This window comes from Nocardia anaemiae NBRC 100462 (assembly GCF_001612725.1).
GTDB classification, from domain to species: Bacteria; Actinomycetota; Actinomycetes; order Mycobacteriales; family Mycobacteriaceae; genus Nocardia; species Nocardia anaemiae.
The window spans coordinates 52,044-64,387 of the sequence record NZ_BDAZ01000025.1 but is presented as its reverse complement, the minus strand read 5'-3'; the positions used below and the strand labels follow the sequence as shown (position 1 = coordinate 64,387).

Below are 12,344 nucleotides of genomic sequence, written 5' to 3'. Positions count from 1 at the left end.
GGTCGCCGACGCCGAATTCGACCGCCGTATGACTACGCTCGGCGAGCTGCCGGAGGTACGAGCTACGACGACACGATGGCGACCGCATCGATTTCGACCAGCATTTCCTCTCGCGGAAGGCCGGTGAAAACCGTTGTGCGGCTGGGTAATACGCCACCGGTGGTGTTGGCGGTGACGAAGTCGCCGTAGGCGTCGTTCATGACGGCGAAGTCCTCGCGCTTGGTCAGGTAGACGCGCAGCATCACCACATCGTCGAAGGTGGCGCCGCTCGCCTCGACGATCGCCTTGACATTCTGCAGGGTCCGAATCGTCTGGGCGGCAACGTCACCGGGGAAGAGGTATTCGTTCGTCGCCGGGTCCACCGGGCCCTGACCCGAGACCTGCACGAACGGGCCCTTGCGCACACCCTGGGAGAAGGTGTGCGCGGGTGCGGGCGCATCGGTGGTGCGGATGGCGATCTTCTCACTCATGATTGGCCTTTCGTTGCGGTACGGCCGGGAGTCCAGCCGAGTTCGGCGGAGATGGCGTCGGCCGCCGCGCGGACCCTCGGCAATTCGGCCAACACCTGGTCGTGGTCGAGCAGCATGTCCGGCACCGACATCGAGACCGCGGCGACCACCGTCCCGGTGCCATCGCGCACCGGAACGCCGATGCAATTGACGAAGCTCTCGTGTTCCTCGTGGTCTTCCGCATAGCCCTGTGCCGCAACGAGTTCCAGCTCCGCCAGATAGCGCTCCGGGGTGCGGATGGTGCGGTCGGTGAACTTGCGGTAGTCGAGGCGTTCGGCGATCGTTCGCCATTCCGCGCGCGGCTGCGCGGCGACGAGCACCTTCCCGACCGCCGTGCAGTGCAGCGGGGCTTGGCGGCCGATGCGGGAGTACATTCGCACGCTCTGGATCGCGTCGAACTTGTCGATATAGATGGCATCGCCGGATTCGTAGGTGGCCAGGTGAATCGTCTGCCCGGTAGCGGAATTCAGTGCGCTCAGATGTGGGCGCGCGAGGGTGCGGACGTCACGCTGTTCCAAGGCGCGGTTGGCGAGTTCGAAAAGCCGGGAGCCGAGGACGTATTGATGCTGGCTGTCATGGGTGACGAAGCGCTGCGACTCCATGGTCTGCAGCAGCCGCAGCACCGTCGACTTGTGCACGCCGAGTTCACCGGCCAGCTGATCGAGCGAGCGCGCATCCTCCCCGAGCGAAAGCAGGATGGTCAAGGCGCGCGACAAACTCTGACTCATGACCGTGGCTCCGTCATCGTCATGGACGCTGCGTCTTCGATTCGCTCGCTCATGACGCCACATTCTCTGCTACGACATCCCTGCTGTAACGCACACGCCCCCAAGCGGACTCATCGAGCGCCGCCAACGCCTGCAGGACGCCGGGTGAAGGCAGTTCCGCGACATCGCCGGTGCCGGTCAGCGCGGCGGCTGCGCACAGATGCCCGAAACGCAACCGCTGCTCCAGCGAGCGTCCGTGCAGCAGCGCGGCCAGATATCCGCCCGCGAAGGCATCACCGGCGCCGATCCGCTCGGTGATCTCGAGGTCCAGGGCGGGAACTTCGACGCGCTCGGTTCCGGAGAATCCGGTTACCGAATGCTCGTTGTTCTTGACCACCAGGTGTTGCGGCTCCGGGAACAGTGCGCGCAATCGATCGGCATCACCGGTGCCGAAGACCGCGTCCGCCTCATCCGCACCGAGGAACACCACATCGCAGCCACGCACATGACCAGCCAACACCTCGGCCGCCTGCTCGACGCGCCCCGCCCACAGCGCCGGACGGTAATTCAGGTCGAAGCTGACCAACTTGCCCCGGCGGGGCAGTGCGACAAGGGTTTCCGTCAATCCGGTCGCGGATTCCGAGAGCGCGGGGGTGATGCCGGTGAAATGCACGAGGTCGCAGCGCTCGAGCAGTCCGGCCGCCGCCGTCAGATCGGCGGTGGACAGTGCGCTGGCGGCGGAACCGGTGCGGTAGTACAGCATGCGGCTGGCCCCGTCGGCCAGATCGTTCGACTTGCCCGAGCCGCTGCCGCGCTCCTTCACATAGACGGCGGTCGGACGCGCGGGATCGATGACGACCGCCGACACATCCACGCCGCGCGCCGCGAGATGTCCGGTCAGGTACCGGCCGAATCCGTCATCGCCGACTCGGGAGATCCACGCGGCGGACACCTCGAGCTGAGTGAGCACGGTGGCCACATTCGCCTCGGCGCCGCCCGCGGTTCGCTCGAAGTTCTCCGAGTCCTCCAGCGGACCGGGCCGCGCGACCAGCACGGCGAGCCCCTCGCCGATGGTCACCGCCCGCGGGCGGGGCGACGTAGTAGGCCACGTCACATCGATCTCCCTTCTGCCCTTGCGGCCACCGGCCATCCAGTGCAGAATAACCACACAAAACACGATGTGCAACAAGCGTTGCAAATTATGCAATGCCTTAGAGGCATGATTTGGCGGACGCGATTCCGCGGGAAGGAGCGACATGGCGATCGATGAGAAAGCCGTTGCCGCACTGGCGGATCGGATGCTCGGGCCCGAGCACAAGGGTCTGCCGCCCGCGGCATGGGGCCGCACGGTTCGCGACTTCCTGGACTCCGCGCCGTACCTCGACGAGTTCGAAACCCCGGTATTGACCGTCGACCGCGCGGCCGTCGCGGCGAATGTCGCGGTCATGGCCGATTGGGCGGCGGCCGCGGGCGTGCGCCTGGCGCCGCATGGGAAGACCACCATGGCCCCGCAGCTGTGGGCACAGCAGTTGGCCGCCGGGAGCTGGGGCATCACCTTCGCCACCGTGTGGCAGGTGCAGGTGGCCCGATCCTTCGGAGTCGGACGGATCGTGCTGGCCAACGCGCTGGTCGATCCGGTGGGATTGCGCTGGGTCGCCGAGGAATCGGCGCGGGATCCGGAGTTCGAATTCTACTGCTGGGTCGACAGTGTCGAGACCGTCGCGCTGATGGAGCAGCACCTGACGGGTGCTGCACGCATTCGGGTGATCGTCGAACTCGGCGGGCCGCACGGACGTACCGGCGCACGCACGGTCGAGCAGGCGCATGCGATCGCCGAGGCGGTCGGCCGCGCCGATCGGCTGACGCTGGCCGGAGTCGGCGGCTATGAAGGTGCGCTCGCTCACGATCGCACCCCGGACGGGATCGCCGCCGTCCGGCACTACCTGGACGAAATCGCCCGCCTACACCGCGAACTCGCGGCCGCGGGACGCTATCCGCAGGATGCGATCGTCACCGCGGGCGGCAGCGCCTTCCCTGATCTGGTCGTCGAATGTCTGGCCGGACTCGCCGAGGAGCAAGATGTTGCGACCACGGTGGTGTTGCGCTCCGGTGCGTACATCATTCACGACGACGGTTTCTACGCGGGCATCTCGCCGCTGGCCGCACCACGCAGCGAACGACCGCTGCGCTCGGCGATGCACGGGTGGGCGCGGACCGTTTCCCGACCCGAGGCGGAGCTCGCGCTGCTGGATGCCGGTAAGCGCGATCTGCCATTCGATGAGGGGCTTCCGGTCCCGCAATTCATTGCGGGACCGGAAGTTTCATTGAATCCGGCGGCACACGTCAGCGCGCTCAATGATCAGCACACCTTCCTGCGGCTTCCGGGCGGCGGCGCTGCTGACCTGCCGGTCGGCAGTGTGGTGCGGCTCGGCCTCTCGCATCCGTGCACGGCATTCGACAAGTGGCGGCTGATTCCGGTCGTCGACGATGCCGATGCCGAACGGCCGCGCGTCGTCGACCTCGTCCACACCTTTTTCTGACGAGTGGCCATGACGGACTTAGTGTTTCGCGATATCGATGTCATCGACGGCACGGGAGCGCCACGCTTTCGCGCCGATGTCGGCATCGATCGCGGACGGATCAACGCGATCGCCGAGCCGCGAACGATCACCGAGGCGGCCAGGTTCATCGATGCACCCGGTTCGGTGCTCGCGCCCGGCTTCATTGATATGCACGCGCACTCCGATCTGCATCTGCTCACCGAGCCCGGTCATTTCCCGAAGATCAGCCAGGGCGTCACCACCGAGGTCATCGGACAGGACGGACTCTCCTACGCACCGATCGATGACGCCACCCTGGCGGTGCTGCGACGTCAGATCGCCGGGTGGAATGGCAACCCCACCGATCTGGACTTCTCCTGGCGCACGGTCGCGCAGTACCTGGACCGGCTCGATCAGGGCATAACGCCGAACGCCGCCTATCTCGTACCGCAGGGCACGCTGCGGCTGCTGGTCGTCGGGAGCGAACAGCGGCCCGCGACGGTGGCGGAGATCCGGCGGATGCGGGAACTGCTGGCGCAGGGTCTGCGCGAGGGTGCGGTCGGTATGTCGAGCGGGCTCACGTATACGCCCGGAATGTATGCGGACACAGGCGAATTGGCGGCGTTGTGTGAGATCGTCGCAGAGTACGGCGGATTCTACGCACCCCATACGCGCTCCTACGGCAAGGGCGCGTTGGCGGCGTACGCCGAGATGATCGGACTGGCTCGCAGCACCGGCTGTGCACTGCATCTCACCCATGCGACCATGAACTTCGGCGTGAACCGCGGGCGCGCAGCGGAATTCCTGGCACTGATCGATGCGGCAAGGGCCGAAGGATGCGATATCACCCTCGACACCTACCCGTATCTGCCCGGCTCCACCACACTTTCGGCGCTGCTGCCGAGTTGGGCGATGTCCGGTGGGCCGGATGCGGCGTTGGCCCGCATCGATGATCCCGAGATGCGCGCGCGAATCACGTTGGACGTGAACGTGAATGGTTCCGATGGCTGCCACGGCGTCACGGTCGAATGGGAGACGATTCAGATCAGCGGTGTCGCGAATGCGGAACTGGGGGAGTACGTCGGCAAGACCGTCGCGGAAATCGCGGCCGATACCGATCGTGCACCGGTCGCGGTGTTCTTTGATCTGCTGCGCCGAGACCAATTGGCCACCACCATCCTGCAGCACGTCGGGCATGAGGAGAATGTGCGCGCGATCATGGTGCATCCGGTCCATATGGGCGGAAGTGATGCACTGCTCGTCGGTGATCGGCCGCATCCGCGCGCCTGGGGCACCTTCCCGCGCTATCTGGGCCATTACGTCCGCGAACTCGGCGTGCTCGGGCTGGAGGAGTGTGTGCACCACCTCACCGGGCGGCCCGCCGAGCGGCTGCGGCTCAGCGACCGCGGGCACGTATTCACCGGGTACGCAGCGGATCTCGTGCTGTTCGACCCATCGACCATCGTCGATACCGCGACCTTCGACAACCCGAAGCAGCAGGCGCGCGGCATTCAGCATGTGCTGGTCAACGGCGAATTCGCCATCGAGAACGGCACGCCCACCGGCAAGCTCGCCGGGCGTGCGCTGCGCATGGACGGCACGCGGAAGGAGACATATTGAATGCCATGAGCGCACTGGAAGTCATGCGCGCCGACCGCGTGCTGAGTGTGGTGCGGGCCGCCGAGATTCCGGATCCGCTGGCGCTCGCTGATGCGTTGGCGCGCTCCGGGATTCGTACCTTGGAGCTCACCTTCACAACGCCGGGTGTGCTCGATTACCTGCGTATCGCCACATCGGCTCCCGATGCGGTCGTCGGCGTGGGAACTGTACTGCATGCCGATCAGGCCGAGGCCGCGATCGATAACGGTGCCCGGTTCCTCGTCACACCCGGTGTGCGCGCGGAGGTCGCAGCGGTTGCGGCCGAGCGCGACATTCCGGTCGTCATGGGCGCTTTCACGCCCACCGAGGTACTCACCGCACTCGACCTCGGCGCCGCCGCGGTGAAGATCTTCCCCGCCAGGGCGCTCGGTCCCGGCTATTTGAAAGACCTGCGCGGTCCCTTGCCCGATGTGGCGCTCATTCCCTCCGGGGGCGTCAATGCGGGCAATGCCGCCGAATTCCTCGCCAACGGAGCCGTGGCAGTGACCGCGGGTACCGATGTCGTGGCCCCATCCGACGTCGCCGCGGGCCGATGGTCCGAAATCGCCTCGCGTGCGGCGTCATTCGTTCGATCCATGAATTGAGAGGTACCCATATGGGCGCCACTGTCGACTGGCTGCGCACCACCACACCCGGTTTGCTGGTGCTGTGCGGTCTCGCGATTGCCGTACTGCTGTTCGCCATTATCAAGATCAAGCTGGAGCCGTTCATCGCGCTACTGCTCACCGGACTCGGGCTGGCGCTGGTCGCCGGACTACCGGTGTCGAAGATCGTCGGTACGGCGATCAAGTCCGGTGATTCGCTGCTGGAGACCGGCTTCGGCGGCATCCTCGGGCATATCGCGGTCATTATCGGCCTCGGCACGGTGCTCGGCGCGATCCTCGAACGTTCCGGTGGCGCGGACGTCTTGACCGGCAAGCTGTTGGGCATCTTCGGTGAGCGGGGCGCACCGGTCGCCATGGGCCTGCTCGGGCTCATCTTCGGCATCCCCGTCTTCTTCGATATCGGCATCTTCGTGCTCGCGCCGCTGATCTATGTGGCCGCCAAGCGCGGTGGCCGATCGCTGGTGCTGTATGCCATGCCGATGCTGGCCGGTCTGTCCATGACCCATGCTTTCCTGCCGCCACATCCAGGCCCGGTGGCGCTCGGTGGTCTGCTCGGGGTTAGCCTGGGCTGGCTGATCATCATGGGATTCGTCTGCGGCATACCGGGTTTCATTGCCGCGGGCATCGTGTGGGGCACCTACATCGGCAAGCGCGTGCAGGTCGAGGTGCCTGCCGAATTCCTGGTGCGGCCGGAGGCCGAGCCTGCGGGCAAGGGCGAAGGTCCGGGCACCGCAACGGATCCGGAGGCCGTGCGCACCGAGACCCGGCCACCCGCGGTCGGGCTCATCGGCGGCATCATCGCGATTCCGTTGGTGCTCATCCTCGGTGCGACCTTCGGCACTCAATGGCTGGACAAGGATTCGCGACTGCTCCAGGTGCTCACTTTCCTCGGCACACCCGCTGTCGCGCTGCTGATCGCGGTGCTCGTCGCCTTCTATCTGCTCGGTGTGCGGCGCGGTTCCAGTGTGCAGGAACTCAGTACGCTCACCGCGGAATCGCTGAAGCCGGTCGGCATGCTGCTGCTGGTGGTCGGTGCGGGCGCGTTCTTCGGAAAGGTCATCTCCGCCACCGGAATCGGCACCGCACTCGCCGACACCATGTCGGCCGCCGGACTACCGGTGATCGTGCTCGCCTACATCATCAGCTGCGGCCTGCGGATAGCTCAGGGCTCGGCCACCGTCGCCATCGTGACCACCGGCGGCATTGTCGCGCCGCTGGTCACCGGGCACGGCTACTCGCAGATGGCCATCGCACTCATCGCCATGGCGATCGCGGCGGGCTCGATCATCCTCAGCCATGTGAACGACGGTGGCTTCTGGATCATTTCGAAGTACTTCAACCTGACGGTGAAGCAGACGCTGCAAACCTGGACGGTGCTCGAAACCGTGCTGTCGGTGGTGAGTTTCGCGGTCGCGGCGGTGCTGTTCGCGATTGTCGGCTGAGCTCGGGGCGGCCCGGCGCTCTCGGTGGCGGGCAGTTCAGTCGAAGTTCCGGAGGGCGGCGGCGCAGCGGTCGGCTTGGGCACGAATCGCCGCGACGAGTTCGGGTGGGCCGCTGAGCAGGGTGAAGTCGATATCGACCGAGGTGATCATCCAGACCAGTGCCTCCGGGGTATCCGCGCCGACGTGCAGTTGGCAGCTGTGGTCGTCGACGGCTTCGAGGGCGCCCATGCCGGGCCAGACATTCGCCGCGGCATCCTCGGCGGACTTGTGCAGCAGAGCGATTGCTTGATGCGGCCATGCTCGGGCGGACAACTGTAGCGAAAGGTGCGCCGCCACATCGCCTTCCGGAATTTCACGCGGCATGAAGCGCGGGCCGGTAGGTGTTCGTGGCGAGATGCGGTCGGCTCGGAAGGTGCGCCAATCACCGCGATCGACATCCCAGGCGACGAGATACCAGCGCCTGCTGAAATGGACCAGGCTGTGCGGCTCCACCGTACGACGGGTGGTGGCGCCGCTGTGCGCGCGATAGTCGAAGCGCAGGCGTTCGTGCCGTTGACAGGCCTCGGCGACGGCCATCAAGGTGTCCGGTTCGACTGTTGCGTCCGGCGTCCCGACCCGGACCGTCGCACCACGCAGCGTGCGGACCCGGTGGCGCAGTCGCGGCGGCAGCACCTGTTCGAGTTTGCTGAGCGCGCGCAGCGACGCCTCCTCGATGCCCGCGACGGTGCCGTCGGAGGCGCTGCGCAGGCCGACCGCCACCGCGACGGCCTCCTCGTCATCGAGCAGCAGCGGCGGCAGCGCGGCACCGGCGCCGAGCCGATAGCCCGCGGTGCCCTGGGTGGCATGCACCGGGTAGCCGAGTTCACGCAGCCGATCCACATCGCGGCGGACCGTGCGGCCGGTGACGCCGAGTCGTTCGGCGAGTTCGGTCCCGGTCCAGTCGCGGTGGGACTGCAGCAGGGCGAGCAGTTTGAGCAGGCGCGCCGAGGTCTCCAACACGAAATCCAGGATGTCAGATACTTAGGAACGATGCTGTCCTAAGTGGGTAATACCGTCGCCTTCATGAGTACCGAACAGGACATCCGCCCCTTCCGCATCGAGATCCCGCAGGCGCAGATCGATGATCTGCACGCCCGGTTGGCGAATACCCTGTGGCCGGATGAGATCCCGGGCAGCGGTTGGGACAAGGGCGTATCGATCTCGTATCTGAAGGGCCTCGCAGAGTACTGGCGGTCCGAATACGATTGGCGCGCAGTCGAAGCGCGACTGAACGAGCTGCCGCAGTTCGTCACCGATATCGATGGGCAGCAGGTGCATTTCCTGCATGTCCGCTCGCCCGAACCCGATGCCGTGCCGCTGGTGCTGAGCCACGGCTGGCCCGGCTCGTTCATCGAATTCCTCGATGTGATCGGACCTTTGAGCGATCCGCGGGCGCACGGCGGTGATCCGGCCGATGCGTTCCATCTGGTCATCCCGTCGTTGCCGGGATTCGCCTTCTCGGAGGTCGGACCGAAGGTCGGGGACGGTTCGACCGAGCAGTACGCGCAGGTGGTGGCGAAGCTGATGGAACGGCTCGGCTACCACCGATACGGGGCGCAAGGCGGCGATGCGGGATTCTTCGTCTCGACCGAACTGGGGCGGATCGCCACCGACCATGTGCTCGGCATCCATGTGAACGGGCCGATCACGCTGCCGTCCTGGAGCGACGGAACGGAACCGGACTACAGCGCGCAGGATCGGGCGAAGCTGGACAAACTCACCGGGAGCGAGAGCTACACCCGGTTCGGCTATGCGATGGTGCAGGCAGGGCGTCCGCAGACCCTTGCCATCGGCATGCACGATTCACCCGCCGGTCTGCTGTCGTGGATCGTGGATCTGTTTCAGCGCTGGACCAATCCCGCGCTCGAGTTGCCGGACGAGGCGGTGGATCGTGATGCGCTGCTGACCAATGTCAGCCTCTATTGGTTCACCAGGACGTTCGTCTCCTCGATCAGGCTGTATGGGGAGGGGGACTCGTGGGGGACGCCAGCGCGGAATTCCGGAGTGCCCACTGCGGCAGCGGTATTCGCCGGTGACAACTCCATTCGCGTGCTCGCCGAGCGGCAGCACAATATCGTGCGGTGGACCGAATACGACCGGGGTGGGCACTTCGCGGCAATGGAGGCGCCGGACCTGCTGACCAGCGATGTGCGCGCATTCTTCCGCTCGCTGCGCTGAGAGCTGCTGGGTGTGCGGCTGGCTCAGGAAACGCGCGGGCCTCGGTAGCGTTCGGCCATCGCGAAGGCCGTCGCGGCGAGCCGGTCGCGGAATTCGGGCGGGTCGAGAACCTCGCAGAATTCGCCGAGCGGCAGGATCGCACCCGCAAGGACCTCGTAGGACTCCGACGGAACGGTTACCTCGACCCAGCCGTCGGCGTCCGGTTCGGTTGCCGATGCCATCGCCTCGGCGACCGCGGCGGGCTCGTTCATCAGCCGGAGCAGTCGCAGCTGGGTAGCCGCGATCCGGCAGCGGGCCCGCACGCGCAGCATCGATCGGGCGAAATCGTCGGCGGATTCCGACCAATGCTCCGCCAGATCGAAATCGTCTGGCCGCGTGAATGTTTCGCCGTTCTGCTCGGCCGATGCGATCCGGCTGACGCGATAGGAGCGGATGGCCGATCCGTCGCGGGCGACGAGATACCAAGTCCCGGCCTTCAATACGAGGCCGAGCGGATCGAGGCGGCGTTCGACGGTGCGATCCTTGCGCCGATAACGGATATCGAGTCGCCGATCATGCCACAGCGCATCGGCGACCGTTGCCAGCGTTGGTGTTTCGTCGGGGCGATGGAACCAGCCCGGCGCGTCCACATGGACGCGTTCCGCGATTCGCGTTGCCCGGCCGCGCAATTCGGGTGGTAGTGCGGCGAGCACCTTGAGCTGCGCGGTCGCCAATACCGTGCCGAGTCCGAGATCGGCGGCGGCCGCGGGTTGTCCGGCGAGCAGTACCGCATCGGCTTCCTCGGTGGTGAGACCGGTCAACCGGGTGCGGTACCCGTCGACCAGCCGCACGCCGCCGGTTCGCCCCGGTTCGCTGTAGATCGGCACGCCCGCAGCGGACAGCGCCTCGATATCTCGGTACACCGTGCGCACCGAAACCTCCAACTCGCGCGCCAGCTCCGGCCCAGTGCTCCGGCCGCGGGTCTGCAGCAGCAATAACAGCTGCACCAGTCGACTCGCTCGCATGATTTCGAGACTAGCCGTAAAACCTGACAGAAGGTGTCAGGTTTGGGCCGTACCGTCGACCTCATGACCACATGGAGCCAGTTCACCGAAGAAGCCCCACGCATCGCCGCCGTGTTCACTCGTCGGCATCAGGCCACCGGCAATCTCTGCATGCTCGGGACCCTGCGCTCCGACGGTTTCCCACGAATCAGCCCCATCGAACCGCGGATCTTCGAGGGCATGCTGGTGATCGCGGGCATGCCGAACACCACCAAATTCAAGGACCTCGCCCGCGACCCCCGCTTCTGCCTGCACACCGCAACTGTCGACACCCAAGTCAGCGACGGTGACGCGAAGCTCTTCGGCACCGTCACCGACCTCCCGGACAAAGAAGTACACGCCCGCTTCGCCCAACAACTCTTCGACGAAACCGGATTCGACATCCGCGACCAAGAATTCGACCACTTCTACACCGCAGACCTGACCAGCGCCTCCACCGTCCAGGTCATCGACGATCACCTGGACATCACCATCTGGAAGCCCGGGCAGGGGGAGCGGGTGGTGCGCAAGCACTGAGTGCGGTCGGTATCGGGTGGTCGTCAGCGGTGAGCAGGCTGGGCAGTTGGCGTGCTCACTACCGGGCCGTCTCGGCGCTGCGGGTGGAGGTCGCCGTGCGGTCACGCGGACTGCGCTTGGGCCACGCCATCGCGGTGCGAGCGATGGCGAGCTCGGCACCGACCCGTCAGCGCCGGGTGAGCTGGGCCGCGATCGACGCCGGAACTGGAACGCCGCGGCGGCGCAGGTCGGCCGTGAAGCGTTGTACCAGTGGATCATTCGGCGTAACGGTCATGGCGACGACCTTTCGGGTCAGATGCGGTTTCAAACTGGCTACCGCGCCACTGAACGACGCGGTCAATGCGGTGGTCGGGACCAGTGCGATGCCGAGTCCGGCGGCCGCCAGCTGGGCCGCGGTGGTCACCTGGCGAGTGCGGGTTGCCGCGGTGAGCGTGACACCGTGGTGGGCGGCGATCTCGTCGAGCCAGGTACCGAGGCCGTTGTCCGGGTGATAATGCACTATCGGTTGGCGTGCTAAATCATCGAAAGCTATCGCCGCACTTGAGTTTTCGGCGGCTGGTAGGGCCGCGACGATCTCCTCTTCGCCGATGACATCCAGAGACCCGTCCCAGCGCGAAGGCTGTGGGCCGACGGCGATATCCACCTGGCCCGATACGGCCAGTTCGGCCAGTGCGTCGGCGCTCGATTGTTCCGTCAATGCGAGGTAGATACCCGGATACCGCCGATGCCAGGCACGGAGGACCGGTGCCAGCAGTCCGGCCGTCATGCTCTCCGCGCAACCGATGCGAAGTTGTCCGTCGGTGCCCGCGGCGACGGCGCGGCCCGTATGAACGACGCGTTCCGCGGCGGCGAGCGCGGCCCGCGCGTCCGCGACGATCGCGCGACCAGCCGCGGTCGGGCGTACGCCGCGTGGCAGCCGCTGCACCACCGGCGTGCCGATTTCGCGTTCCAACGCCGCGAGCTGATGTGAAAGGGCGGGCTGCGACATGTGCAGGCGCGCGGCGGCTTCGGTCACGGAACCGCAATCCAGCACCGCGACAAGGCATTCCAGGGCGCGCAATGTTGCCATTCGTAAATTCTATCGAAAAGCCAGAAAAGATTCATGA

The 12,344-nt window shown here is 66.2% G+C and carries 12 protein-coding genes; 6 read left to right on the top strand and 6 right to left on the bottom strand.

Annotated features, from left to right (window positions below; translation table 11 throughout):
* Positions 1-62: 62 nt before the first annotated feature.
* From NA5_RS16545 to NA5_RS16535, 3 genes are read right to left on the bottom strand one after another with little or no spacing between them, the layout of a single operon-like run.
* On the bottom strand, positions 63-470 hold the full coding sequence (locus tag NA5_RS16545) for a RidA family protein (RefSeq protein ID WP_062986750.1): 408 nt from the start codon (positions 468-470) through the stop codon (positions 63-65).
* Entirely contained in the window at positions 467-1,237 is a 771-nt protein-coding gene (locus NA5_RS16540) for an IclR family transcriptional regulator (RefSeq protein ID WP_062986748.1), read from the bottom strand. The genes NA5_RS16545 and NA5_RS16540 overlap by 4 nt, the downstream gene beginning before the upstream one ends.
* 49 nt (positions 1,238-1,286) lie before the next feature.
* Positions 1,287-2,384, bottom strand: a complete 1,098-nt coding sequence (locus NA5_RS16535; RefSeq protein WP_245672260.1) for a sugar kinase — start codon at positions 2,382-2,384, stop codon at positions 1,287-1,289.
* A gap of 88 nt (positions 2,385-2,472) precedes the next feature.
* Here NA5_RS16535 and NA5_RS16530 point away from each other — a divergent pair, with 88 nt between their 5' ends.
* The 4 genes from NA5_RS16530 to NA5_RS16515 are packed head-to-tail and all read left to right on the top strand — an operon-like array spanning position 2,473 to position 7,462.
* Complete coding sequence (locus tag NA5_RS16530; protein ID WP_062986746.1) at positions 2,473-3,756, top strand: type III PLP-dependent enzyme domain-containing protein; 1,284 nt, start codon at positions 2,473-2,475, stop codon at positions 3,754-3,756.
* A gap of 9 nt (positions 3,757-3,765) precedes the next feature.
* Complete coding sequence (locus tag NA5_RS16525; RefSeq protein WP_062986744.1) at positions 3,766-5,376, top strand: N-acyl-D-amino-acid deacylase family protein; 1,611 nt, start codon at positions 3,766-3,768, stop codon at positions 5,374-5,376.
* A 5-nt stretch (positions 5,377-5,381) separates the two neighbouring features.
* Entirely contained in the window at positions 5,382-5,999 is a 618-nt protein-coding gene (locus NA5_RS16520; protein WP_062986742.1) for a bifunctional 4-hydroxy-2-oxoglutarate aldolase/2-dehydro-3-deoxy-phosphogluconate aldolase, read from the top strand.
* A gap of 11 nt (positions 6,000-6,010) precedes the next feature.
* Positions 6,011-7,462, top strand: a complete 1,452-nt coding sequence (locus NA5_RS16515) for a GntP family permease (protein ID WP_062986740.1) — start codon at positions 6,011-6,013, stop codon at positions 7,460-7,462.
* A 36-nt stretch (positions 7,463-7,498) separates the two neighbouring features.
* Here the strand turns inward: NA5_RS16515 and NA5_RS16510 are convergent, their stop codons facing one another.
* Positions 7,499-8,461, bottom strand: a complete 963-nt coding sequence (locus NA5_RS16510) for a helix-turn-helix transcriptional regulator (protein ID WP_062986737.1) — start codon at positions 8,459-8,461, stop codon at positions 7,499-7,501.
* Positions 8,462-8,524: 63 nt separating this feature from the next.
* Here NA5_RS16510 and NA5_RS16505 point away from each other — a divergent pair, with 63 nt between their 5' ends.
* Positions 8,525-9,679: an epoxide hydrolase family protein gene (locus tag NA5_RS16505; RefSeq protein ID WP_062987198.1), complete on the top strand. Its 1,155-nt coding sequence runs from the start codon at positions 8,525-8,527 to the stop codon at positions 9,677-9,679.
* 23 nt (positions 9,680-9,702) lie between these two features.
* On the opposite strand, the gene NA5_RS16500 is transcribed toward NA5_RS16505, so the two are convergent.
* A complete protein-coding gene (locus tag NA5_RS16500) occupies positions 9,703-10,683 on the bottom strand; it encodes a helix-turn-helix transcriptional regulator (RefSeq protein WP_062986735.1) in 981 nt (326 codons plus the stop codon).
* Positions 10,684-10,746: 63 nt separating this feature from the next.
* On the opposite strand from NA5_RS16500, the gene NA5_RS16495 reads away from it, so the two are divergent.
* Positions 10,747-11,238, top strand: a complete 492-nt coding sequence (locus tag NA5_RS16495) for a pyridoxamine 5'-phosphate oxidase family protein (protein ID WP_062987197.1) — start codon at positions 10,747-10,749, stop codon at positions 11,236-11,238.
* A gap of 166 nt (positions 11,239-11,404) precedes the next feature.
* On the opposite strand, the gene NA5_RS16490 is transcribed toward NA5_RS16495, so the two are convergent.
* A complete protein-coding gene (locus tag NA5_RS16490; protein WP_062986733.1) occupies positions 11,405-12,307 on the bottom strand; it encodes a LysR family transcriptional regulator in 903 nt (300 codons plus the stop codon).
* Positions 12,308-12,344: the final 37 nt, after the last annotated feature.